This window comes from Calidifontibacter terrae, from assembly GCF_054778835.1.
Map to the genome: position 1 here is coordinate 707,467 of NZ_BAAGZF010000002.1, position 23,408 is coordinate 730,874.

Genomic DNA, 23,408 nt, shown 5'->3' on the forward strand with positions numbered 1-23,408 from the left:
CCGATAACATAACTCTCGGTTTTGGAACTGCCCGCGAACACCAAGGAGTGAGACGTGACCGTCGACGCCCGCCGAACACAGCAGTCGGACGTGCAGCATGCGCTCACTGAGCTGGACGTGCTGGAGGCCGAATCGATCCACATCATCCGTGAGGTCGCTGCCGAGTTCGAGAAGCCGGTGTTGCTGTTCTCCGGCGGCAAGGACTCGATCGTCATGCTGCGCCTGGCGCAGAAGGCGTTCTACCCCGCCAAGATCCCCTTCCCGCTGTTGCAGGTCGACACCGGCTATGACTTCCCCGAGGTTCTGCAGACTCGCGACAACTGGGTCAACGACCTCGGCGTCAGGATGATCGTCGCCTCCGTGGAGCAGGCCATCGCCGACGGCATCGTGGTCGACGACGGCAAGACCAGCCGCAACCGGTTGCAGATCGGCACCCTCCTGCACGCCATCGAGGAGGGCGGCTTCACTGCCGCGTTCGGTGGCGGCCGGCGGGATGAGGAGAAGGCCCGCGCCAAGGAGCGCATCTTCTCTCATCGCGACGATTTCGGGCAGTGGGATCCCAAGAACCAGCGCCCGGAGCTGTGGTCGCTCTACAACGGGCGAATCCACCCGGGCGAACACATGCGGATCTTCCCGTTGAGCAACTGGACCGAGCTGGACATCTGGCATTACATCGCGCGCGAGCAGATCGAGATTCCGTCGATCTACTTCTCCCATCAGCGCAGCGTGTTTGAACGCGACGGGATGTTGTTGAGCGCGTCTGACCACAACCCGTTGCGGGAGGGGGAGCAGGCGCAGGAGCGGACCGTACGATTCCGCACCGTCGGCGACCTGACCCTCACCGGCTGCGTGGAAAGCGAAGCCGCCACCCTGCAGGAGATCGTCGATGAGGTGGCGGTCGCCCGGGTGACCGAGCGCGGCGCAACCCGCGGCGATGACCGCTTCTCCGAAGCTGCCATGGAGGACCGCAAGAAGGAAGGGTATTTCTGATGGACCTGTTGCGTTTCGCCACTGCCGGCTCGGTTGATGACGGGAAGTCCACGCTGATCGGCCGGCTGCTGTTGGACTCGAAGGCGATCTTCGAGGATCAGCTGGAGGCGGTCGAGCACACCTCGCGAACGAAGGGGTACGACTACACCGACCTCGCGCTGCTGACCGACGGGCTGCGCTCGGAGCGGGAGCAGGGCATCACCATCGATGTCGCCTACCGCTACTTCGCGACCCCGCGGCGCAAGTTCATCATCGCCGACACCCCGGGCCACGTTGAGTACACGCGCAACATGGTCACCGGCGCTTCCACCGCCGACCTCGGACTTGTGTTGGTCGATGCGAGACAGGGTCTGACGGAGCAGTCGCGTCGCCACGCGGTGTTGTTGTCGCTGTTGCGTGTTCCGGCGATCGTTCTGGCCGTGAACAAGATGGACCTGGTCGACTTCGACCAGGCGGTCTTCGACCGGATCGATGAGGAGTTCACCGCGTTTGCGGCGAAGCTCGACGTTCCGGGCATCCGCGTGATCCCGGTGTCGGCCCTGCAGGGCGACAACGTGGTTGACCGCTCGCCGAAAATGCCGTGGTACGAGGGGCCCTCGCTGCTCGAACACCTCGAGACGGTGGAGGTGCGGCGTGATGCGACCACAGCCGCGCGACTGCCGGTGCAATACGTCATCCGGCCGAAGTCCGAGGACCACCACGACTACCGGGGCTACGCCGGCCGGGTCACGGGTGGCACCTTCCGCGTCGGTGACGAGGTCGTCGTTCTGCCCAGCGGGCAGCGCACGACCGTCGAGGGCATCGACCTGTTCGACACCTCCCTGACTGAGGCGCCCGACCGCCTGTCGGTGACGCTGCGCCTGGCCGACGACGTCGACGTTTCGCGCGGCGACGTGATTGCCGCCGTTGGCAACGAGCCGAAGGTCGCCAAGCAGGTCGACGCGACGATCTGCTGGATGACCTCCGCGCCGCTACGGCAGGGCCAGAAGCTGGCCTTCAAGCAGACGACCCGTTCGGGTCGCGCGATCGTGGCGTCCCTGGCTCACCAGCTCGACGTGAACACCCTCGAACCGATCGGTTCGCCAGATTCGTTGGGGCTCAACGAAATCGGCCAGGTCAGCCTGAAGTTGTCGCAACCGTTCGTGGCTGATGCCTATGCCGACAACCGTACGACCGGCTCGTTCATCCTGATCGATGAGGCGACCGGGGCGACGGTGGGGGCCGGCCTGATCGGCTGACGGGTCTCGTTGCGCCTATGCGTCCAAGCTCCTCCGCAGAGATGGACGAGACCCCTCATGGCGCGAACTTGGCCGCCTGCGCTGAGTCGATGTACTGGGCCTACAAACGTGCCTCGGCGCGCGCACTGCGACGTCTACGTGGCGCGCACCACCGAGCGCTGACCCTCCAGGGCAACTACCGCACTCCGGTTGCCCGACCGTCCACCACGAGCGTGCCGATCGAGGCAACGGGTTGAGCCGATTCGCCCAGACAGCGGGCCTGCTGGTCGAAGGCGCCGACCAGGTAGACGCGCCGAACGAAGGTGCCCTTGCCGTGGGCGTTCGCATACGCACCAGTGCCGGAGACGATCACCCACGTGCCGGTGCCGAGGTTCTGCGCGGTGCAACTGTCACGGTCGATCTTCAGGCCGGCCTTCTCCACGGCCTGCAACTGCACCGTGCCGCCGGGGAAGGTCAGGACGGTCTTGATCACGGCGCCGTTCTTGGTTTCCTTCACGGGTGTGTTGAGCACCGTGCCTTCGCCGTGGATCGGGCCGGCAGCGGTGACCCGCACTGGTTCGTCGTGGTCGCCCACGGTGACGTAGCTCATCACGAACCGCTGTGATTTGGGCGCGGGCGAGTGGCTGTTCATCGCCATCGCGGGCACGCTTGCCCCGGCGGTGAGGGCGACTGCGGCGAGGGCGATGTTCAGACGCTTGGACATGTCGTTGCTCCTTGATTCGAAGTGGTGTGAACACTCATCAGCCTGTTCGTCGTCCACGCCGTCCGTCATCGCCTTGACGGCCTGACCTGGTCTGTCGGAAGTGGACGGTTGGTCTGCCGAAAGGCAGACGCGCGATGGTCCTGGGCGGAGCACACTCAGAGGATGAACGGTTTTTTCACCCGGTGGCAGACCAGTTGGGGCGATGTCGCGCTCGCGCTGGCGCTGCTGGTGCTGGCCCAGATCGACACCTGGTTCGGCACACAGAACAGCGGACCCCGCTGGGCGAACGCGGTGTTCGTGACGATCATGGCGACCGCGATGGCCTGGCGCTGCACTCATCCGTTGGCGGCGACGGTCGTGCTGCTCGGGGTGGGACTGCTGGGGCAGGCAGTGTTCCTCGGCGCCTCCGATTCACCGACCGAACTGGCGATGGTGGTGGTCCTCAGCTATTCGGTGGCCTCGTACGCCGCGCGGGCCTGGCCGCCGCTGGTGATGATCGTGCTGGCGCTTGCCGCCCACGACACTCTCGACCCGACCATTCACTCACTCGCCGACCGCACCTACGACCTCGCCGTCTGCGGGCTGGCCGCACTTTTCGGGCTGGCCACCAAACGCCGCGCTCACAAGTTGTTCCAGACGGAACTGGCATTGCGCACCGAGCAGGAGCGCCGCGCGCACTCGGCCAACGCGGCTGCGGCAGCCGAGCGGGCACGGATCGCCCGCGAGTTGCACGACATCGTTTCGCACGGGTTGGGCATCGTGGTGCTGCAGGCCGGGGCAGCCGATCAGATGCTGGAGCGCGACACGCAGCAGGCACGGCAGGCGCTGGGCGTCATCCGGTCCACCGGCCTGGAGGCGATCGAGGAGATGAGCCGGCTGCTCGGGGTGTTGCGCGGCGAAACGGGGGCGTCACGTTCGCCGCAACCTTCGCTGGCCGACCTGCCCGCTCTGCTGGACCAGTCGCGTGCGGTCGGGCTCGAAGTGACCTTGCAGACGGGCGGGGACCTGCGCGGCCTGCCCGCGCCGATCGACCTGTCGGCCTACCGGCTGATCCAGGAGGGCTTGACGAATGCGCGGCGCCACGCGCGCGCCAGCACGGGCACCCTACGGGTGGAGCGCACCGCGGACTGGTTGTCGATCGCGCTGCGAAATCCGCTCGGCCCGGACGAGGGACCAGGCGGCGGACGTGGCCTGCCGGGCATGCGGGAGAGGGTGAGCATCTTCGGCGGACGGTTCAGCGCAGGTCCGACCGGCACCGGTCAATGGGAGTTGATGGTCGACCTGCCGCTGACCCAGACTCGAGCACGGGCATGACCTTGCGGGTGGTGATCGTCGACGACCAGCCGGTGGTGCGCGGCGGCCTGGCGATGATCGTCGCCGCGAACGACGACCTCGAACTCGTCGGCGAGGCGGCCGACGGCCGGGCCGGCATCGAGTTGGTCGAGCGAGCCGCACCGCAGGTGGTGCTGATGGACATCCAGATGCCGGTGCTCGACGGCATCGAGGCGACCCGACAGTTGCACTCTCGTGGCAACGCGGCGCGGGTGCTGATCCTGACGACCTTCGGTCAGGAGGAGTACGTCTTCGACGCGTTCGAGGCGGGCGCCGCCGGGTTTCTGCTCAAGACGGCCGAACCGCGCGCGATCGTGGAGGGGATCCGCACCATTGCCGCGGGCGATTCACTGTTGGCCCCGCAGCTGACCGGGCAGATCATCGACTCCTACCTCGCCGGTCGGAAATCGGCTGCGTCGCCGCCGGAATACGACCGACTCACCGACCGTGAACGTGAGGTACTGCGGGCCTTGGCGGCCGGACTGTCGAACGCTGAGATCGCGAGGGCGCTGTTTATCGGTGAGGGCACCGTCAAGACGCACGTGGCCAGGATCCTCGACAAGCTCGGGCTGCGAGATCGGGTGCAGGCGGTGGTGTTCGCCCACCGGCACGGCCTCGTGGGGAGTTGATCTTGAGGCGCCCCAGCTCTACCCCTCGATCGTGAGGAGCCCGTTAAGTGGAGCGTCGCGCGGGGGTGGGCTCGGTCTGCACTTGGCTGGCCACCGGATCATCGCCTGACGAATAGTCATTAATTACTCGACCAAGACTCAGTCTGCGCTCTGTTCGGTGGGTGCTTTCGACACTATATTCGCGGTAGATCACCCGTTCACCCCGACGGGTGGCGCACCGTTGAAAGGTCCCCGCGATGAGAGTTATTCGTGCTCTATTTCTTGCGTTGATTTCGATGGCGGTGGTCGGGGTGGGAGCACCTGCGGCCACCGCCTCCGTGCCGCTAGTGACGGCGGCCGTGCCGTTGACTGATGTTGCGTACAACAGCTATGGGTACTCGACCTACATCTCAGGAGCGCTTGCCAGTAGCGGAATTAAATCTGGGTTTACTGGGTACAGCTCCGTGGGGTGCACGACGCAGGAGGGGGTGACGCACACCAACCAGTTGCCGAGCGCTAATCTCGGCGTTGCCACCGTCGGCGCGGTGACTAGCACAGCCAAGTCGGCCGGCAGCACGAGCAGCCGTACCGCGAGCGGGGCTACCTATGTAGGAGCGATTCGTCTTCTTTCCGGGCTAATTTCCGCAGACGCGGTGTGGACATCATCGACCTCCACCATCACTTCCACGGGTGTCGCCTCCGGTACGAACGCTTCAAAGCTGGTCAACCTCGTGGTCGGTGGCGTTGCGATCTCGGCGGCCACAGCACCGAACACCACGCTCAGCCTGAAGTTGAACGGTGTGGTTATTGGCCGCGTTGTTATCAATCAACAGAGCAAGGTGCTCGCCGGTGGGTACGTAATCACCGCTACCGACGCGCTCGACGTCACAATGACGGCGAACGCTCTTGGGCTTGGTGCCGGAGCCCGCGTAATTGTCGGCCGCAGCTACGCCGCTTTGGCGGCAGTGCCCGTCGGCTTCGCGGGCGGCACAGGGTACGGGCTGAAGGCGACAACTATCGATGGGACTGTAAAGGCTGGCCCACTGTCGCTCGCGAACGTGCCATGCTCTGGTGGCTCGGCTATCGGGAATGTCGCCGGGACGGCCGTCCCTGGGGTGCTGAGCATTGGGGCGATGAAAACTACCGCTTCTTCCGTAGCTGCTCCGACTCTCACTTCCTCGGTGACCAGCTCGGTTGCCGGGGTGAATGTGCTGTCTGGACTAATCACAGCAAATACAGTTACAGCTAGTTCTGGCACTTCTCGTGCCATGAAGGCAGGGCCAGTCACTGCGCTCGACCGCTCAACTTTTCTTGGCCTGAAGGTTCTAGGCTTCCCGCTCATCGGCGACTCCGTGGCCCCGAACACGAAGCTCGTATTACCTGGCCTCGGCACAGTGACCCTGCACAAGGTGACCCGAACGGCTACGAGCATCCGGGTGGTGATGGTTGAGGTCGTACTGAGCAAGGTTCTTGGAGCGCTGCCGACCGGCACGAAGATCGAGATCGGTGTGTCGGAGAGTTCGGTGCGATGAATTCCTGACACGGATGGGGGCGCCCACTCGGAACTCGGTTGGGCGCCCCTATTCGCTTCAGTTGTCGCCGATAGTTAGCGCAGAGTGTTTTGGTAGGCGATGCAGTCGTCGTAGTGGGGGAGCAGGCCGGCCTCGGTGGCTTGCTCGAGGGTGGGGGCGCCTTCGTCTTTGGGGGACAGGGTGGGGGTAAACCTGTCGGGGAGTTGCAGGCCGATGGCGGGATCGAGGGGGTGGATGCCGTGTTCGCGTTGTGGGTTGTAGACGGTGGAGCAGAGGTAGACGGCGGTGGTGTTTTCTTCGAGGGCGCAGAAGGCGTGGCCGAGGCCTTCGGCGAGGTAGACGGCTTTGCGGGTGTTGGAGTCGAGGAGCACGGAGTCCCAGTGGCCGAAGGTGGGTGAGCCGATGCGGATGTCGACGATGTAGTCGATGAGTGCGCCGCTGGTGGCGGTGATGTATTTGGCTTGGGAGGGTGGCATGTCGGCGAAGTGGATCCCGCGGACGGTGCCGGCGCTGGAGACGGAGATGTTGGTTTGGGCGACCCGCATCTGGTGGCCGGTGTGCTCGGCGAGTTTGTCGGCGCGGAAGCCTTCCATGAAAACGCCGCGGTCGTCGGGGAATTGGCGTGGGGTAATAACCCAGGCGCCGTCGATGGCCAGGGGTTCGATGTTCATACGAGGTCCTTCGGTGCCGGGCGCGGATCGTCTGCGATGCGGCTGAGGTAGACGCCGTAGCCGCTCTTCATCAACGGTGCGGCGAGGGTGCGTAACTCTTCGGTCGAGATCCAGCTGTTGTGCCAAGCGATCTCTTCGAGGCATCCGATCTTCAGGCCCTGCTGCTCCTCAATCACGTGCACAAACTGCGATGCGGACATCAGGCCTTCGAAGGTGCCGGTGTCGAACCACGCGGTGCCGCGCGGCAAGACCTCGACGGTCAGGCTTCCGTCACGCAGATACGACTCGTTGATCCCGGTGATCTCAAGTTCACCGCGGGCGCTCGGCTTCAGCGTCTTCGCGCGCTCGACGACGGTGCCGTCGTAGAAATAAAGACCGGGCACGGCATAGTCCGACTTGGGTGACGTTGGCTTCTCCTCGATCGACATCACCTGACCAGCGTCGTCGAACTCAACCACTCCATAGGCCGTCGGGTTCGGCACGTGGTAAGCGAACACAAGCCCGCCCGACTCTGGCAGACGGCGACGAAGGGCGGTGCCGAGGCCCGCACCGTGGAAGATGTTGTCACCGAGCACGAGACCGGCGCCGTCGCCAGCGAGGAAATTCTCACCAATAATGAACGCCTGAGCGAGGCCGTCGGGGGATTCCTGCACGGCGTAGGTCAGTTCGATGCCCCACTGCGACCCGTCGCCGAGGAGACGCTTGAACTGGTCAGCGTCGTGCGGGGTGGTGATGACCAGGATTTCGCGGATTCCGGCCATCATCAAGGTCGACAGCGGGTAGTAGATCATCGGCTTGTCGTAGATTGGCATCAGTTGCTTGCTGATCGCCCGGGTGATCGGGTGCAGGCGAGTGCCGGACCCTCCTGCAAGAATTATCCCTTTCACAGTCCGAGAGTCTAAGCCTACGCAACCGCTGGTGCTGCTCTGCGGCTCAGTTCCCAGCGGCAGCACTCGATCGGTAGGGTAATGACGGCGGTGCGCTTCGCGCTGCACGAAACTGGCAACTCGAAGGGGAATTTGTGCGGATCGTCGTCACCGGTGGAGCCGGTTTCATCGGGAGCAACTTCGTTCATCTGACTCGGGCAACTCGCCCTGAGGTCGAGATCACGGTGCTGGACAAGTTAACCTACGCGGGCTCGCTGGCGTCGTTGGAGGGTGTGATCGAAGATATTACGTTCGTCCAAGGCGATGTAGCTGACCGGGAGTTGGTGGACCGTTTGGTCGCAGACACGGACTTGGTGGTGCACTTCGCGGCTGAGTCGCACAACGACAACTCACTCGCCGATCCGTGGCCGTTCGTGGACACGAACGTGCTGGGGACAGTCGCTCTCCTAGAGGCCGTACGCAAGCACGGTGTGCGTTACCACCACATCTCGACCGATGAGGTCTACGGGGATTTGGAGTTGGACGACCTGGCCCGATTCACCGAGGCCACGCCGTATCGTCCGTCCTCACCATATTCCTCGACCAAGGGCGCCAGTGACTTACTAGTGCGGGCTTGGGTGCGTTCTTTCGGGGTGGCTGCGACGATCTCGAACTGCTCAAATAATTACGGGCCGCGCCAGCACGTGGAGAAGTTCATACCCCGCCAGATCACGAACTTGATCGACGGGTTGACTCCCAAGTTGTACGGCGATGGGTTGAACGTACGCGACTGGATACATGTCGATGACCACAACTCTGCGGTGTGGACGATCGTCGACCGGGGCCGGATCGGTGCGACATACTTGATCGGTGCCGATGGTGAAGAAAACAACCTGTCTGTAATGCGCGCCATTTTGTCCGCATTCGGACAACCGGAGGACGCGTTCGATCATGTGACTGACCGGGCCGGGCATGACCGCCGGTACGCGATCGATTCGACGTTGCTGCGTTCGGAGTTGGGGTGGATACCCAATTACACAGACTTCGCCGACGGCTTGGCCGCAACGATTGAGTGGTATCGCGACAACGAGGTGTGGTGGCGTCCGATGAAGGAAGCGGCGGAGAGCAGGTACGCCCATATGCAGCGAGTGATCGCCTCGGAACAGTTGGCTGGCGCGATGCGGGAGATGCCTAACTGATGTGGGTACTGCTCGGGGGGACCGGCATGTTGGGGCAGGACCTGCACGGGGTGCTGCGCTCGGAGGGTACCCGTGTTACGGCACTGAGTAGCGTCGACTGTGACATACGGGATCCGGACGCGGTGCGTGCCGCTCTCGACGGTGCCACTGTGGTCGTGAACTGCGCCGCTTGGACGGCGGTCGACGCGGCGGAAGAACACGAGGCGGAGGCTTTCGCTCTGAACGCTGTGGGCGCGCGTAACGCTGCCATCGCTGCGCGCGAAGTCGGGGCCCGATTCGTCCACATCTCGACCGATTACGTGTTCGACGGTCACGGTGAGGGGCCGTATTTGGAGACTGCGGCTCAATCACCGCAATCTGCGTACGGGCGCACGAAGGTGGCCGGAGAATGGGCCGTTCGTTCGGTCGATCCAGATGCGTATGTGGTGCGGACGGCTTGGCTCTACGGAGCTGGCGGAAAAAATTTTGTCAAGACAATGCTGAGACTGGCCGAGGAGCGGGACATTTTGAAAGTGGTCGCTGATCAGGTGGGGCAGCCGACCTGGACGGGTGACTTAGCCAACCTGATCGTTCGGCTGGTGACGTCCGGGGCACCGGGTGGTTATTACCATGGCACGAGTGCTGGCGAAACATCGTGGCATGGGTTTGCGAATGAGGTCTTCTCACTGACCGGGCTGGACCCTGAACGCATCCAGCCGATCAGCACGGCTGACTTTCCAACCCCCGCCGCCCGGCCTGCGAACAGCGTGCTCGGCCACGACGCGTTTGCCGCGATCGGTGTCGAACCCATCGGGCACTGGGGCGACCGGCTCAGACTCGCCCTCGACGTCATGTCGACTGAGCGATAACCGTGTATCAATCGGTTGGCGATGGCGCGATAGCGATGGCTGTCTTTCACCCCGACGAGTCATTGCTACGCGCGCAAATTTCCTCTCTGAAGCAACAGAGCCTGCGTCGTTGGACGTGTCACATGGTTATTGACGGTGCGGACGAGAGAACTGACTCGCTGCTGCGAGCCATCGTCGGGAGCGATGACCGGTTCAAAGTGCATCATATGCCGGAGAACGTCGGGTTCTATGCCAACTTCGAACGCGCGGTGCGACTAGCGCTTCCGGGCGCACAGTGGGTCGCACTTTCAGATCAGGACGACGTCTGGGATACGGACAAATTAGAGCGATTGGTCCCACTTATTCGTGGAAACGTTACCGGTGTGATGTGCCAAGCTCGCCTAGTTAACGTAGAAGGAGCCGTCACCGGTCGCACCGATCGTCGTATGAATCGCTTGCCGAGTCTTATCTTCGATAACCAGATCACCGGGTCGTTGAGTGTCTTCAGAAGTGACATCGTCGAAGCAGCACTGCCATTCCCGGCGCCGACGTCGTCGGCGTATCATGATCACTGGCTTGGGCTTGTCGCTGCTGTTCACGGGCGATTCGTCATCCTCGATGAGGTGCTGCAGAGCTATGTGCAACATGGGGGAAACGTGTTGGGCGAGGAGACTGGCGGGCGAATGCGTGCGCGCTTCACCAAGTTGGCAAGCGGTGGGTTTCGGCAGTCCCTCGATGTCTTGGCGATCGACCGTTGGGGGTGGCGAAAAACTATGGTCGATACCCTGGCGCAGAGATTTTCCGATTCTCAGTCGCCTGCCTTGAGCGAGGTGATACACGCAGCCTCAGGCGTGCATCCAGCGCTGAGCGCCGCCCGGGGAGTCATCGCCCACGAGATCCCTCCGCTTCGAGCCGCTGGATTGGTCGCCGGGTGGGGGATTACATGGGTGCGGTCCACCCAGAAAGGATTGAGCTGATGTCACCGTTGGATCTGCCCTCGGGGGTTATCACGAACAGCAGTTGCGAGCAACGCGAGCGTCGGTGACTTCGCGACCTCCTGGAGAGCGTGTCGACGCCGTTTCAGGTCAAAAATAATGGACTCCGATTGCTCGCGTCCAGAGGTCAGGGCGGCGATAATGTCATCCTTCGTCGCAGCGTTTACGTCTAAGCAGAGATCCTTTAGCCCAAGATATCCCGCAGCTTCGACCATTTTGTTCTCGTAGGCGAGCGCAACACACGGGACAGCAGCGTGCCCGGCAAGGACAAGACCGTGATAGCGCATGCTCAAGACGAGATCCGCATTGCATAGCGCCAACTTATAAGCGTTGGCAGACTCCGGCTGAGTAACCGAACAGGAAACTCCAGCATCGCACAATTCATCTCGCAGACTATTGAGCATATCGGCCTCGTCCTCAGGGCCGTATAGGTGTGCTAGCAGCTCAACTTGGTAATCGTACATCTTCGCGAATTGCTTCACGGCACCACCGATCTTGCCGTTGATGAGCGACGCGTCATCGCCACCGCGATGGTCGCGGTGCCAGGATGCAAGGTTCGTCGGGACAACTGTGAGAGTGCGCCCTTCATCACGCGTACGCACAGGGAACGGAGCTGCGAGCGCCGTGTCGACGCCAAGGACGCTGCGGATACCTTCACGCTGGAGATGCGCAGCGGATGCAGTCTCCCGCACATATACCTTGGAATTCGCAAGCACTCGATGCGCTATGCGGTCGAACAAGGATGAACCGCTGGCATGGATGGAGTTCTGACAGAATGTAAGTTGTACCCCGTTGCGGACGAGCAGATAGAGGGAGAGAAGGTACATCCAGTCCTTGTATATGCCCAAATTCGAACCGGCCGGAGACACGAAGACGTGGTCGCTTGCGCGACAGATCTCGACCATCTCCTGAATCTCCGGTGTCATCGCACCAAGACGCACACCAGACACGGCCGCCCTAGCAGCCCATTCCGGGCGACGTTCCTTGTCTCCGGAGAGGGCATTCAGCATATGATGCCGCGTTCCAGTTCCAGCGCCAGTCAGCGCTGAGCCACCGCGGTGCCAGATATAAAAAACGTCAATCTCGGCGTCCGGAAAAATTTCGCGAATCGAACCTATTAAAGCGAGTCCCGCTGCGTCGTCTCCAAAGTTGTTAGTGTGTTGATGAACAATGCTGATTCGGGGATTCATTGTGTTGTGGTCGTCCTCACTTGGTCGCGTCGCTTTGGAAGTTGACCCGTAGTCGGGCCTTTACTAAAAGCATAAGATATATCCAGTTTGCTGAGACGCGCAAAAGCCAGACAAGCCCTACCGCGACGACACCGTAGGGTGCGCTCAGCCACAAGGCGATGAGAAATGGCGGCAACATTGCAAGCTGGCCCAAGACAATCTCTCGGTGTCCTCCGGCTGCTTGAATCATTGCAATTTGCGCTTGGGAGGACCAGCTGAGAGCAGTGCCAACTAGAAGTGCTCCAGTCGCTGTGCGTGCACCCCATAAGTCCGCGCCTGTTATCCCGAACCAGTCGAAGTACCTGTCCGGGATGGCGAGTGCCGCTAGGACAAGAATGGTGCATGCAACGAGCGTGATAGACGGAAGAATTCGAGAGTAGGCACGCCTAACCTCATTCACTCCGTGGCTCAGGGCGCGCACTGTCCACGGAAAAATGGCCGCGATAATTGAGGTCGGCACGATGTACGAACGCAACAGCATTTCTGAAGTAGTCGTGTAATAGATCCAGATCTCGCGAGCACCTGGGCCGAGGGCGATGAACAAGCGGTCGGCGTAGAGAAATGCGGGACCGATCACGCTGCTCGCAGCTATCCAGCCAAAGTAGCTGGAATTGGGACGCGTGTTTGATTGATGTTCGCCCCGAGGCAAAGCTCCAAAGGTCCAGACTAGTGCAATGAGTCGGTACCCGACGATTACCCCGAGCCCGGCGATCAGGCCCACATCGCCTAGTAGAAGCGCGACTGCCGGGATGCCGTATGTAGCAACTGCGCTGAGGCTCTTGTTGGCAGCGACGACGCCGAACTGGCCAGACGCTTCCAGTGCACCCACGATTGGAAACTGCGCCAGCATAACGGGGGGGAGTAGGGCTAGCAGTGCGATCGCGAATGGCCGGTAGCTAAGAGCAGGGCCCGACAGCACAAGGAAGCCTACGAGTCCAATACTCACGGCACCACCGGACGCCACGGCGACGCGCGCTAGATCAGGTACAACATGGCGGGCAGGTTCACCAGACGACACACGCTGTGAGGCTGTCCGCATCAACCCGAGGTCAGAAAGCGTTAGGAACCCGATTACCGACCAGACGGCAAGGAGCGTGGCGAGGTTGCTCCCAGTTGCAAAAATATTCGAGGCAATGATCGACATAACGCCAATCGCTGCTGGCATCAGGGCGCCGAGGAGTGAGATCTGTATATGCCTGCGGGTGCCAGAACCAACGCTCATGTAGTCCTCGCGACACGCTTGGTCAGGGCGGGAGGAACACCACCCGGCGCCTGGTCGTGCTGCGTACCTCGTGCTCTCAATGCAGCCATAGCAGCTATGAGAACCTGGAGTGAAAGTGGCGAATAAGCAATCATGTTCTCGAAGAAACAAAAAAACAGCATCGTTATGAGTAGTGTCATGCCGACTGCTTGGATCGATGAATTAGCAAAAATACGCGCACCCACACCTCCGATCAGCAAAAGTGCCACAATCATAATTAACACGCCAAGGAGGCCCGCATAGCCGACTGCAGAGCCGAATACTGTGGATGCCGTGAGGTCCGCCTTTGGCAAGAATACCTTCTTGTCGAAGCGGCTCATCCCTAGTGCGGAGCCGAGCCTATCCCCGACAATGTCAGGCATCAGGGAATAAACAAGGATTCCTTCCGTGTCACAGTTTCTCCCACAGAATGCAGGACCTGAATAGTCGATCGCCGCAATGAGATTTGCGATTGGGGATGACAAGTATAGGTAGGCCCACATGAAAATGTCCGGAAGTCCGAGATCGAGAAAGCGCTGATTTGCTTCAGCGTACGAGAGGATCGCACCTTTTCCCGCCGTCGCGCCAGTGGACTGACTGATTTGGAAATTGAGTCGCTCGCTACCGAGGTAACCAAAAGCAGCCACAAACGATACGGCGATCACACTGAATGTGATGCCGCGCCGTATTGTTACGCGCCGTCTCATCAAATAGAGAACAAAACTGCCAAATGCGAGAAAAGACAGTGAACTTCGGCTGAATATCAGCAGTAGCATGAACACAATCGACATGTATGCCAACAGTGGTCCGCGAGTTCTTTCTTTGAGGTAAGAATCAAAGCAGCGCAGGCCATAGTAACCTGTGTACGAAAGTATTACGACGTGTAAATAGGGAATGCCAAACGAATATACGTCATAATTCCCGCCTTGCCTGATTAATAAGGCTGGTATTCCGCCGGCTCGTGCACAGCCAGCGACGTAGTACAGGCCCAGTCCGAGTAGGACCCGTCGGTTGATTGGAGGTGCGCTCGCCGGTGTAGGCATCCGTGGCTGGATAGCCGCGGCGCCAAGAAAAATGACGATTACGAGACCTACAACGGCTAGACCTCCACGAGCCTGATTTACGTAGAGATCGGACCATTGCAGAAGATACAGTGCGGTTGAGAGGGTTGCCCAGAGCGAGACGTAAAAGAATGGGGAGCGAATAGCTCCACCGAGTGATGAGGGCTCGGCTTCTCGTCCGAGCTCCTTTGGTCGGTGCCTGCGGGTCTCGCCATGTCCCCGGTTTGTTGGCCGTGCGGACGTCATCGGCGGTTGGCGCGGTGTTGTGCCCTGCGCCAGGCGTTCAGAGTCGATCCTGCTGCGAGCTTAGTGAGGCTGCGGGTGTATGCGAGGTTTCTACCGCTTGAGGTGGTCAAGGCGGGCAGGGCCCGTGCCGCCTTGGTTGCCTCCAAATATGAGCGGCCAGTGGCTGCATCCGGCTCAAGGTAAGCGGCTTCGGCCCATTCGTTCCATGCATTTATGAATACAAGCCCATCGGAACCGCGCTGGCTTTCCTCGTCGGCGAGGGCATGCGAGAGCCACTGTCGGTATAGCTCCGGAGTGTCGCCTACATATACGGTAGCGCTCGTCCCTCGGCGAGCCGTGTTATCCCATCGAGGCATGACGCCACGGTGGCGCGTAAAGGTGGGCTTTCCGCGTTGAGTAAATCGAGCCACGATGCGGGGATATGAAAGGAGGCGGCCGCGGAACTCTGCTTCGAGTCCAGGGGGTGCCGGGACCAGAGCGTTCTTCAAAGTATTGGAGCCAACTGGTGGGAATTCCGCGACTGCGTCGAACCCCAGCGGTGCTGGGGCGATATCAGTGATTGTTTCCGACGCTATAAGATATAGTCCTGGGAGTCCAGCCGCAGTGGCAAGCGCGCGCAATCGCGCGCTGAACTCTTTCGCTTTAGGAATCAAGTCGGCGCGGTGGACGAGAAGAATTGGCCTACCGTCCTGCCGAAGGTAGTGTGGTGCGCGAAGGTGCGGTAGTAATTCGTCGAACAGGCCAGTTTCGTAACCTGCGGGATAAGACTGGGGCATTAAGACGTCGTGGCTGCGCCCATCCCATCGGCGTGACCATGGCTCGTTCGCCCAGCACAGGCAGTAAGGCAGTAAGGAGCTATCGTTGCGCCAGATGTCGAGTGGCTTTTCTAGGAGGCGATGGCCCTCAAACCAGTAGAAGTACTTGCAGAAGGCATCAATTCCGTACTGGCGGGCAAGTAATGTCTGTTCACGGTGTATGCCGCCACCATCAGACAGGTCGTACTTCCCCAGGTCGGTAGGTTTGCGTGGATGATCATGGCCTACGAACAATGGTTTTGCTCGTTCAACGTTCACCCACTCGGTGAATCCTTCGCCCCACCATTCATCGTTCTCCGGAATCTGGTGAAATTGGGGCAGGTAAAATGCGACTGTTCGCGGAGCCATCAGAAGTGTCCTTCTGTCGTTCGATTGCGTGTAGGGCTGAAGGCGATAGCCAGTGCTGCGATGATGGAGTCGGTCTTGCGACGCCGGAAGTGATGGAGATTCCTAAAGATGGTGAGGTAAGAGTTGAAGCCTTCTTTGCTGATTGCCTTTAGGGGTGGAGCATTGGTTGCGCCGACGAATTTGGCGATCAGTAGGACCTGCTCAAGGTACCATCCAGACCGGAGCGCGACGAATCTCTGGCGAGCCGCGGCCACGCCGGAGTTGGCGCCGATTTGATTTCCGCTGTGTTGGCGGTAGGCCATGGTGCGGGCGTCGTCTATTACCCAACGCTGTCCTTGCTCGCGCACCCAGGCATAAACTAGCCAGTCGTGATAATCGATCGAGACTGCTTGGCTGAATTTTGTAGTCAAATCGTTTTGGAACGCACGGAATGCGTCGACTCTCATCACGTATGTGCATCCGGGGCCCGCTGAGCTGAAGAGATGGTCCCAAGGCGTCTGTGGTTGAGATTTCACGAGTGGGCGCATTGCACCCGTTTCGCTGTCCCACTCGTCGACGTCGGACGAATAGCCCCAGGCACCATGCATTTCGAGCGTTGTGGTGGCTTGGATCAACTTTCGGCGGTACCAGAGATCATCCTGATCTGCGAACGCGATGTGTGTGACGTCGGGGGCTACTGATGCGCAGCGTATAAGTTCGTAAAAATTGAGTGCTGCGCCGCGGGGTGAGTTCATGTCGTTATCGATAACGCTCAGCCGTGCGTCGTTGTCGGCGCGACGTGCGACCAGGCTATCTGTGCCATCTGTGCTCGGGTCGACGCGGATCAATACATGAACGTCGACCCCTTCCTGTTGAAGGATTGTATCGATCTGTTCCTCGATAAACACCGAACCGTTATACGCGGCCATGAGGACTAGTACATTCGGGCGGCTCACGCGTTTCTCCTCAGCTCGGGCCATAGCGGACTGCGTTCCGACAAGTCTGGTCGCACTTCGTCCAGCCATCCAGGTTCCTGCTCTTGGCCGAACCACATCATCTCGAGGCGACGTGCCTGGCCCGCTAATCCAGGTCGAAGTCTGCCGATCGCAGGTCGGCGGCCGGCGCCTGTAATTGCACCTGCGAGGCGAGGTGGAATGTGGCGGGGTGCGCGACCACCGAGTTGCTCAAGGATCGAGGTGACGGTGTGGCCACCCCATGGTTGGAGGGTGATGCTCGGCAGGTGCTCCGCTGAGAGCGCGAGGAAGCTGACTGCCTGGGCGACCTGGCTTACGTGGACCTGAGGTGTCGGACCATCTCCATTGCCGGCAACTGATGCCAGCGGCCCGCTCGCAATTGACGAGAGCTTCTGGGTGACGGCGCGGCCGGGTCCATGGACCGATGTCGCGCGGTGGATTACGGCCCCGGGCACGAAAAGTGAGAGAATAGCTTGCTCGCCTAGCGACTTGGAGTGCGCGTATGGCGAATGCGGCTGCCACAGGGGTTCTGCTGTCAGCACCCGTGCATACCCCTGAACTGCTGCGCTACTGATGTGAACCAAGCGTGGAACCGCCTCAGATCGCGCGCCAATGGCGAGTGCTGCCGGAAGGAGCGCATTTGCTCCATATAAGCCGTCAGTGTCGGAGGCGGTCGGTGATGCAGCGCCTGCGGCGTTGATGATGGCAGTTGTTCCCTCCGGGATCTCGAGATTGAGCTGGCAGGCATGCTCAAGGATCTGAGGGGCTGTTCGAGCGGCCGTGTGAAGTCTCGGCGCGTGCGTCGTGACAACGGTCACGTCGGTTCTGGTGAGTTCCTCGATGACGGCACGCCCGATAAAACCAGTTGCTCCGACGACGCATACGACTGGGCCGCTAATCGGGTCAGCCATTGTGGACCAGGTGGGACGCGGTTGACCGAGGTGCTGTGAGACGTGGCAATGCCATGTAAGCCGTGCAGACTGCAAGTGTGGCAACCGTGGCTCCGGCTGGGCGCAGTGTCCGCCAGGCCGCGACGATCAAGGATGCGCCGACTGTGTGAAGAGAAGCGACAGTTAAATGTGGCAGGCATGCGTCGTCCACGAGTTGCTGATAAATATGATCGCGGTGTGCAGCGGTAAGTTCCGCGCCTGCGCGCCTGCGGTGAGCGATCGCCTGCGCCACGTCGGCGACGTAAAGCGTCAGGGGTGCCCCTACGAGGGCTGCTTGGATAAAACCCTCGTGTTCCAAGGAGCATAGAATCCCCGCGGCCATTGCGCCACCCATTAGGTAGCTGCCTGCATCGCCAAGGAAGAGTCGCGCATCGGGAGAATTCCACGGTAAGAATCCAAGTCCGGCCCCTGCGAGAAGTGCGCCAAGAACTGCTGTGTCCTGGCAGCGAGACACCTGTGCAGCGTTGAGGCCCCAAATTATTGCTGTCATGCTGCTTATTCCGTTGATGCCATCCATAAAGTTGACGACGTTAACGACTCCAGGGATGGTGAGCATAGCGGAGATGGTTGTTTTTGGGTGCCGACCGCCGAAGAATGCCCCTGTGGCGACCTGCGTCCCGAGTCGGAATCTCGCAGGTAAGCCACCGCGATGGGATGAGTAATCGTCGACATACCCGATTGCCGACAGGGCGAGCACGGGAAACAGAACTTTGGTATTCGGTCGAGCTCCCGTCACTAAACCTGCCGAAGTCATTCCCGCGAGGAGGGCGAGCCCCCCGCCACGAGGAGTCGGTGTCTTGTGTGACGACCGTTCATTGGGGATATCAAGCGTGCCAAGACGCATCATCGCCCGTCGGACAGCTGGTGCTGATAGAAACGTAACGCCAGCCGAGACTACGAGTGCATCAAGTCGCATATTTATCAATCAAATTTCGGGGTGAAGGGATGGGTCGGTGTGGCCACCGCTCTCGCGCAGCATCCAGAGGAAGGCTTCGCCCGGCTCACCAAGGCTGGCCGACCGCACGATCGACTGCTCGATCGAGGGCACCTCGACGTGGTTGACGAGCGGGTGGGCTGACTTCTGGATGTCTTCACCGGGAGTGAAGAGTTCTTCGCTCATCTTCTCGCCCGGCCGCAGGCCGGTGTAAACGATGTCGACGTCTTGCTTGCCAGAGAGGTCGATGAGGGTCTTTGCCATCTCGACGATCTTCATCGGGGTGCCCATCTCGAGAACCATCACCTCTCCGTCCTTGCCGATCGCAGCCGCTTGGAGCACCAACTGGCAGGCCTCGGGGATGAGCATGAAGTAGCGCTCGACGTCGGGGTGAGTGATGGTGACCGGGCCACCGCGTTCGATCTGGGCGGTGAAGGCGGTGATCACCGAGCCGCGCGAGCCGAGCACATTCCCGAAACGCACGCTGACGTAAGTGCCGCTGTCGAGCGAGGCAAATCCGGCGGTGAGTCGTTCGGCGAGGCGCTTGCTGTAGCCCAACACGCACGAGGGGTTGGCGGCTTTGTCGGTGGAGATATTGACGAAGGTCTGCACGCTGACGGCATGCGCCGCAGTCAACACGTTGAGCGTGCCGAGCACGTTCGACTTCCAGCCCTCGAGCGGGTATTGCTCCAGCAGGGTCAAGTGCTTGAGCGCAGCCGCATGGAAGACGACCTCGGGTTGCTCCCGCGCAAAGACGCCGCGTAGCGCCTCCGGGTCGCGAATATCACACAGCGCGAGCGTTCCGTCGTCGAGGAGGGCTCGACCCGTCATGCTCATCTGAGCGGCGTGCAGCGCCGATTCATCGCGGTCGAGGAGGACCAGCTTGGCGGGCGAGAACTTCTGCAGTTGGCGGCAAAGCTCCGACCCGATCGAACCGCCGGCCCCAGTGACGAGCACCCGCTTGCCGGTGACCGCCTTCATGATCGCGTCGGTGTCGAGCTCGACGCGCCCGCGGCCGAGCAGGTCTTCGAGGTTGAGCCGGCGCAGATCGGCGGCGCTCGGCTTGCCGAGCAAACTGTCGAGGCGTGGCATGACCAGCAGGTCAAGGTTGGCCCGACGGGCGGCGTCACGCACGGCTGTGATCGTCTCGGCAGGGGCCGAAGGGATCGCAAGCACCACCTTTTGGGCACCGGTCTGCTGCGCGACTTCCTTCAGCCGAGAGCCGTTGCCGCGGATGCGCACGCCGTCGATCTTCAGCCGGCGCTTACGGGGGTCGTCGTCGAGGACGGCAACGGGCGCGTAGGGCTGCTCAGCGTTGCGTTCGGTTTGCAGCGCACGGATCAACTGGCGACCACCATCACCCGCACCGTAGACAATCACGGGCACGCTGTCGTCGGGCGCGGCGGTCTGCCCCCAACGGTAGGAGCGGATGATGAAACGGATGGCGAACATACCGCCGACGGCGAAGAACGGGGCGGTGAAGGGCAGGCTCCGCGGAATCGCGAGCCAGTGGAACGGCAAAATCGCCATCGCGAGCACGATGATGCTGAAGAGCCCGCCACGGGCGACATCGGCGGTCTCCTCGAAGGAGCCGCGTTTGTGGCCCACTCGGTAGGGGCCAACCAGGAAGCCGCCAATAAGGTGCACCACGATCGCGAGCGCGGCGAACTTCGCCAGAATGCCAACATTGGCATCCCGGATGTTGAGGTCGAACCGGATCCACGCGGCTAGGTAGACCCCGATCACAACGATGGACGAATCAATGGCCGCCCATCCGAGTTGCACCAGCCACTCGCGGTGGGAGCGACCCCCCTTGAGTCCGTTCATGTCAGGCGTCGGCCTTCCTGCCGATCAGGCGACGGTCCTTGCGCGAGGTGCTGAGGTCTTCGGGGGCATATTGGTAGCGGTAGTCGTAGTAGCGACCCCCGCGCTTGCGCGGGACCTTGTTCAGCACGATGCCGAGCGTCGTGGCGTTGACCCGCTCAAGCGAGTCGAGGGCCGTCTCCAGTTGGTCACCCGTGATCTCACCGCTGGCCGCAACGAGAACAGTCCCGTCGCAGATCGCCCCTAGGATCGCTGCGTCTGTCACCGGCAGTAGCGGCGGCGCATCAATGATCACGTAGTCGAAGTGGGTCTTGAGCTCCTCGAGCACCGCTCGCAATGCCTCCGACCCCAGCAACTCACTGGGGTTCGGGGGGATCTGGCCTGCACCGATCACGCCGAGATCGTGTTCGCCGAAGCGCTGCACGACGTCCTTCAGTTCAGCGCGCTCGATCAACACGTCGGTGAGGCCGACGGCGCCCTCCATGCCGAGGTAGCGAAGGAGGCGGGGGCGACGCAGGTCGCCTTCGATCAACACGACTTTCGCGCCCGACTCGGCCAAGGTGAGCGCCAAGTTGGCGGTGGTGGTGGTCTTGCCCTCACCAGCCAGCGAGGAGGTCATCACGATCACCCGAGGGTGCTTGGCTGCATTGACGAACTGCAGATTCGTGCGCAACGACCGGAAGGCCTCGCTGCGGGACGAGTGGGGGTCGGCCTGGACGATCAGCGGGTGGTTCGGCGCGTCCGAATCAAACGGAATGCCGCCCAGGACCGACAGGTCGGTGACGGTCTCGACGTCTTCCTGAGAGCGCACCCGGTTGTCGAAACGCTCACGCAACACCGCAAGTCCGAGACCGAGCAGCAAGCCAAGGACGAGCCCGAGGGCGATGTTGCGGGTCGGCTTGGGGTTGACCGGTGCAGTGTTGACGGTGGGGTCCTGCACCACGGTGACTTTGACGGGGCTGGGCTGGCTGGCCGACACGCGCTCGAGGTCCTGCACCGTTCCGGGGAACTGGCTTCCGATTTGCGCAGCGATCTGCTGGGCTCGCTCCGGCTTGCTGTCAGTCACCAAGACGTCGATCAACACGGTGTCGGGCGGAACCGAGGAGGCGACCTTGGTCGCCAGCGACTTCGCTGTTGCGCCGCCGCCCACCTTCTTCGCGACCGGGCCGAGCACCTTCGGCGCGGTGAGCAGCTGGGTGTAGGACTTCACCCGGGCCTGGGTGAAGGTGCTGCCCTGCGCGAGCTGGGCGTTGCCGGAGGCGTCTGACGTCGACACGAAGAACTCGACCTTCGACTGATACGTCTTGGGAGTCAGCAGCGTCATCAGTGCCGCGAGAGCCACGAAAACCAACGTTGTGACAGCGACGGTGCGCCAGCGCTTCCGAAGAACTCGGAGGTAACTTTGCAGATCCACTGGTGCCTCTCGATGACGATCTGAACTCCCAGAATTGGGACAACCCGCGTGACGTTACCTACCCCTACGGGGGAGCGTCCAATTTGCGCTGGCGCTTTACCTTGGCTTTACCTGGGCGCAAGGTTGGGCGGGTTTGGGGGTGAGCGTCGTTCTGCTCGTGGGGTTTCGACACGCTGCTCGTTCCTCGCGGCGGCTCAATCAACCCTCGCGGCGGTTCAACCAGCGGTGAGGCCTCGGCGGCCGTACGCGCGTGATTTGGTCGCGTTCCTTGCGGCCGGTAGTCTTGACGACTGTGCGTGGGCTCTGCCCTGCCCTTGACCCTGGCTCTCCGGCCGGCGTCGAAACACCAGGCCCACCACATCGCTCTCGCCGGGCAGCCACAGGAGTGTGGAAGTGCGGGGGAGAGCACCGGCACGACACACCCGAACTCGGGGGTCGCGCGGCGCCGGTATTCCAAGGAGTTCGGCTCACGCCGGACGACAAGACATTCGAACTCAGACGGAGACAACAGGTTGCCTACTATCAACCAGCTCGTCCGTAAGGGTCGGCAGGACAAGACCACCAAGGTCACCACGCCGGCACTTAAGGGCAGCCCCCAGCGACGCGGTGTTTGCACCCGCGTCTACACCACGACCCCGAAGAAGCCGAACTCGGCGCTGCGCAAGGTTGCGCGCGTGCGTTTGACCTCGGGCATCGAGGTCACCGCTTACATCCCGGGCGTCGGCCACAACCTGCAGGAGCACTCGATCGTGCTCGTGCGTGGCGGTCGTGTGAAGGACCTCCCCGGTGTGCGTTACAAGATCATCCGCGGCGCGCTCGACACCCAGGGTGTCAAGGGTCGCAACCAGGCTCGTTCCCGTTACGGCGCGAAGAAGGAGAAGAAGTAATGCCTCGTAAGGGCCCTGCTCCCAAGCGTCCGCTCGTCGTCGACCCGGTCTACGGATCGCCGGTCGTGACCCAGCTCGTCAACAAGATCCTGATGGACGGCAAGAAGTCCACCGCTGAGCGCATCGTCTACGGCGCCCTCGAAGGCTGCCGCGACAAGTCGGGCACCGACCCGGTCGTGCTGTTGAAGCGCGCTCTCGACAACATCAAGCCGAGCCTTGAGGTCAAGTCCCGCCGTGTCGGTGGCGCGACCTACCAGGTTCCGGTCGAGGTGAAGCCGGGTCGTGCGACCACGCTGTCGATGCGCTGGCTCGTCGGCTACAGCCGTCAGCGTCGTGAGAAGACCATGACCGAGCGTCTGATGAACGAAATCCTCGATGCATCCAACGGCCTCGGCGCCGCGGTGAAGCGTCGCGAGGACACCCACAAGATGGCCGAGTCGAACCGCGCCTTCGCGCACTACCGCTGGTGATCTTTCGCGTGCGGGGCGGGTTCGCCCGCTCCGCACGCGACACCGCCCCGGTCACCCGGGACAACAACCACTGAAC

The 23,408-nt window shown here is 61.7% G+C and carries 22 protein-coding genes; 10 read left to right on the top strand and 12 right to left on the bottom strand.

All coding sequences use genetic code 11. The features are described from left to right. The first annotated feature begins 54 nt into the window (after window positions 1-54). Both cysD and ACYU98_RS06115 read left to right on the top strand, forming a co-directional pair. Window positions 55-990 (top strand): sulfate adenylyltransferase subunit CysD, encoded by a 936-nt coding sequence (gene cysD / locus ACYU98_RS06110; RefSeq protein ID WP_460467297.1) that lies wholly within the window; start codon window positions 55-57, stop codon window positions 988-990. Next, a complete protein-coding gene (locus ACYU98_RS06115) occupies window positions 990-2,228 on the top strand; it encodes a sulfate adenylyltransferase subunit 1 (protein WP_460467298.1) in 1,239 nt (412 codons plus the stop codon). The genes cysD and ACYU98_RS06115 overlap by 1 nt, the downstream gene beginning before the upstream one ends. Before the next feature lie 175 nt (window positions 2,229-2,403). Here ACYU98_RS06115 and ACYU98_RS06120 read toward each other — a convergent pair whose 3' ends face one another. Then, complete coding sequence (locus tag ACYU98_RS06120; protein WP_460467299.1) at window positions 2,404-2,931, bottom strand: hypothetical protein; 528 nt, start codon at window positions 2,929-2,931, stop codon at window positions 2,404-2,406. A 162-nt stretch (window positions 2,932-3,093) separates the two neighbouring features. Between ACYU98_RS06120 and ACYU98_RS06125 the strand changes: the two genes are divergently transcribed. The 3 genes from ACYU98_RS06125 (at window position 3,094) to ACYU98_RS06135 (ending at window position 6,403) form a co-directional block, all read left to right on the top strand. Continuing rightward, complete coding sequence (locus ACYU98_RS06125; RefSeq protein ID WP_460467300.1) at window positions 3,094-4,245, top strand: sensor histidine kinase; 1,152 nt, start codon at window positions 3,094-3,096, stop codon at window positions 4,243-4,245. After that, window positions 4,242-4,892, top strand: coding sequence for a response regulator (locus tag ACYU98_RS06130; protein ID WP_460467301.1), 651 nt, complete (start codon window positions 4,242-4,244; stop codon window positions 4,890-4,892). Before ACYU98_RS06125 ends, ACYU98_RS06130 begins: the two co-directional genes overlap by 4 nt. Window positions 4,893-5,128: 236 nt before the next feature. Then, the gene (locus ACYU98_RS06135) at window positions 5,129-6,403 is read left to right on the top strand and encodes a choice-of-anchor P family protein (protein WP_460467302.1); all 1,275 of its coding nucleotides are present in this window, start codon (window positions 5,129-5,131) and stop codon (window positions 6,401-6,403) included. A 74-nt stretch (window positions 6,404-6,477) separates the two neighbouring features. Here the strand turns inward: ACYU98_RS06135 and ACYU98_RS06140 are convergent, their stop codons facing one another. Further along, window positions 6,478-7,074: a dTDP-4-dehydrorhamnose 3,5-epimerase family protein gene (locus tag ACYU98_RS06140; protein WP_460467303.1), complete on the bottom strand. Its 597-nt coding sequence runs from the start codon at window positions 7,072-7,074 to the stop codon at window positions 6,478-6,480. After that, window positions 7,071-7,961 (bottom strand): glucose-1-phosphate thymidylyltransferase RfbA, encoded by an 891-nt coding sequence (rfbA, locus tag ACYU98_RS06145; protein ID WP_460467304.1) that lies wholly within the window; start codon window positions 7,959-7,961, stop codon window positions 7,071-7,073. The genes ACYU98_RS06140 and rfbA overlap by 4 nt, the downstream gene beginning before the upstream one ends. A 134-nt stretch (window positions 7,962-8,095) precedes the next feature. On the opposite strand from rfbA, the gene rfbB reads away from it, so the two are divergent. From rfbB to ACYU98_RS06160, 3 genes are read left to right on the top strand one after another with little or no spacing between them, the layout of a single operon-like run. Next, complete coding sequence (rfbB, locus tag ACYU98_RS06150; RefSeq protein WP_460467305.1) at window positions 8,096-9,139, top strand: dTDP-glucose 4,6-dehydratase; 1,044 nt, start codon at window positions 8,096-8,098, stop codon at window positions 9,137-9,139. Beyond that, complete coding sequence (rfbD, locus tag ACYU98_RS06155; protein WP_460467306.1) at window positions 9,139-9,987, top strand: dTDP-4-dehydrorhamnose reductase; 849 nt, start codon at window positions 9,139-9,141, stop codon at window positions 9,985-9,987. The genes rfbB and rfbD overlap by 1 nt, the downstream gene beginning before the upstream one ends. Window positions 9,988-9,989: 2 nt before the next feature. Beyond that, window positions 9,990-10,943, top strand: a complete 954-nt coding sequence (locus ACYU98_RS06160; RefSeq protein ID WP_460467307.1) for a glycosyltransferase — start codon at window positions 9,990-9,992, stop codon at window positions 10,941-10,943. Window positions 10,944-10,945: 2 nt separating this feature from the next. On the opposite strand, the gene ACYU98_RS06165 is transcribed toward ACYU98_RS06160, so the two are convergent. The 9 genes from ACYU98_RS06165 to ACYU98_RS06205 all read right to left on the bottom strand — a co-directional run bounded on the left by ACYU98_RS06165 (window position 10,946) and on the right by ACYU98_RS06205 (window position 21,975). Beyond that, entirely contained in the window at window positions 10,946-12,151 is a 1,206-nt protein-coding gene (locus tag ACYU98_RS06165) for a polysaccharide pyruvyl transferase family protein (protein ID WP_460467308.1), read from the bottom strand. Between the two features lie 16 nt (window positions 12,152-12,167). Next, entirely contained in the window at window positions 12,168-13,334 is a 1,167-nt protein-coding gene (locus ACYU98_RS06170; RefSeq protein ID WP_460467309.1) for an MATE family efflux transporter, read from the bottom strand. Between the two features lie 74 nt (window positions 13,335-13,408). Further along, window positions 13,409-14,221, bottom strand: a complete 813-nt coding sequence (locus ACYU98_RS06175; protein ID WP_460467310.1) for a hypothetical protein — start codon at window positions 14,219-14,221, stop codon at window positions 13,409-13,411. A gap of 512 nt (window positions 14,222-14,733) precedes the next feature. Beyond that, a complete protein-coding gene (locus tag ACYU98_RS06180) occupies window positions 14,734-15,900 on the bottom strand; it encodes a glycoside hydrolase family 99-like domain-containing protein (RefSeq protein ID WP_460467311.1) in 1,167 nt (388 codons plus the stop codon). Next, complete coding sequence (locus ACYU98_RS06185; RefSeq protein ID WP_460467312.1) at window positions 15,900-16,904, bottom strand: glycosyltransferase; 1,005 nt, start codon at window positions 16,902-16,904, stop codon at window positions 15,900-15,902. Before ACYU98_RS06185 ends, ACYU98_RS06180 begins: the two co-directional genes overlap by 1 nt. Further along, entirely contained in the window at window positions 16,832-17,764 is a 933-nt protein-coding gene (locus ACYU98_RS06190; RefSeq protein WP_460467313.1) for an NAD-dependent epimerase/dehydratase family protein, read from the bottom strand. Before ACYU98_RS06190 ends, ACYU98_RS06185 begins: the two co-directional genes overlap by 73 nt. Beyond that, a complete protein-coding gene (locus ACYU98_RS06195; RefSeq protein WP_460467314.1) occupies window positions 17,757-18,719 on the bottom strand; it encodes a glycosyltransferase family 4 protein in 963 nt (320 codons plus the stop codon). Before ACYU98_RS06195 ends, ACYU98_RS06190 begins: the two co-directional genes overlap by 8 nt. 9 nt (window positions 18,720-18,728) lie before the next feature. Continuing rightward, window positions 18,729-20,564, bottom strand: coding sequence for a polysaccharide biosynthesis protein (locus ACYU98_RS06200; protein WP_460467315.1), 1,836 nt, complete (start codon window positions 20,562-20,564; stop codon window positions 18,729-18,731). A 1-nt stretch (window position 20,565) separates the two neighbouring features. Continuing rightward, the gene (locus ACYU98_RS06205; RefSeq protein WP_460467316.1) at window positions 20,566-21,975 is read right to left on the bottom strand and encodes a tyrosine-protein kinase domain-containing protein; all 1,410 of its coding nucleotides are present in this window, start codon (window positions 21,973-21,975) and stop codon (window positions 20,566-20,568) included. A 512-nt stretch (window positions 21,976-22,487) separates the two neighbouring features. Here ACYU98_RS06205 and rpsL point away from each other — a divergent pair. Both rpsL and rpsG read left to right on the top strand, forming a co-directional pair. After that, entirely contained in the window at window positions 22,488-22,862 is a 375-nt protein-coding gene (gene rpsL, locus ACYU98_RS06210) for a 30S ribosomal protein S12 (RefSeq protein WP_460467317.1), read from the top strand. Further along, on the top strand, window positions 22,862-23,332 hold the full coding sequence (gene rpsG, locus ACYU98_RS06215; protein WP_460467318.1) for a 30S ribosomal protein S7: 471 nt from the start codon (window positions 22,862-22,864) through the stop codon (window positions 23,330-23,332). The genes rpsL and rpsG overlap by 1 nt, the downstream gene beginning before the upstream one ends. Window positions 23,333-23,408: the final 76 nt, after the last annotated feature.

Excerpts from the sequence above, each read along its gene's own strand:
- ACYU98_RS06135 (WP_460467302.1), top strand. The coding sequence starts at position 5,129 with ATGAGAGTTATTCGTGCTCTATTTCTTGCGTTGATTTCGATGGCGGTG.
- ACYU98_RS06165 (WP_460467308.1), bottom strand. The coding sequence starts at position 12,151 with ATGAATCCCCGAATCAGCATTGTTCATCAACACACTAACAACTTTGGA.
- ACYU98_RS06180 (WP_460467311.1), bottom strand. The coding sequence starts at position 15,900 with ATGGCTCCGCGAACAGTCGCATTTTACCTGCCCCAATTTCACCAGATT.
- ACYU98_RS06200 (WP_460467315.1), bottom strand. The coding sequence starts at position 20,564 with ATGAACGGACTCAAGGGGGGTCGCTCCCACCGCGAGTGGCTGGTGCAA.
- ACYU98_RS06125 (WP_460467300.1), top strand. The coding sequence starts at position 3,094 with ATGAACGGTTTTTTCACCCGGTGGCAGACCAGTTGGGGCGATGTCGCG.
- ACYU98_RS06140 (WP_460467303.1), bottom strand. The coding sequence starts at position 7,074 with ATGAACATCGAACCCCTGGCCATCGACGGCGCCTGGGTTATTACCCCA.
- rpsG (WP_460467318.1), top strand. The coding sequence starts at position 22,862 with ATGCCTCGTAAGGGCCCTGCTCCCAAGCGTCCGCTCGTCGTCGACCCG.
- ACYU98_RS06120 (WP_460467299.1), bottom strand. The coding sequence starts at position 2,931 with ATGTCCAAGCGTCTGAACATCGCCCTCGCCGCAGTCGCCCTCACCGCC.
- ACYU98_RS06130 (WP_460467301.1), top strand. The coding sequence starts at position 4,242 with ATGACCTTGCGGGTGGTGATCGTCGACGACCAGCCGGTGGTGCGCGGC.
- ACYU98_RS06190 (WP_460467313.1), bottom strand. The coding sequence starts at position 17,764 with ATGGCTGACCCGATTAGCGGCCCAGTCGTATGCGTCGTCGGAGCAACT.
- ACYU98_RS06170 (WP_460467309.1), bottom strand. The coding sequence starts at position 13,334 with ATGTCGATCATTGCCTCGAATATTTTTGCAACTGGGAGCAACCTCGCC.
- ACYU98_RS06175 (WP_460467310.1), bottom strand. The coding sequence starts at position 14,221 with ATGTCGATTGTGTTCATGCTACTGCTGATATTCAGCCGAAGTTCACTG.
- ACYU98_RS06185 (WP_460467312.1), bottom strand. The coding sequence starts at position 16,904 with ATGGCTGGACGAAGTGCGACCAGACTTGTCGGAACGCAGTCCGCTATG.
- ACYU98_RS06115 (WP_460467298.1), top strand. The coding sequence starts at position 990 with ATGGACCTGTTGCGTTTCGCCACTGCCGGCTCGGTTGATGACGGGAAG.
- rfbD (WP_460467306.1), top strand. The coding sequence starts at position 9,139 with ATGTGGGTACTGCTCGGGGGGACCGGCATGTTGGGGCAGGACCTGCAC.
- ACYU98_RS06195 (WP_460467314.1), bottom strand. The coding sequence starts at position 18,719 with ATGCGACTTGATGCACTCGTAGTCTCGGCTGGCGTTACGTTTCTATCA.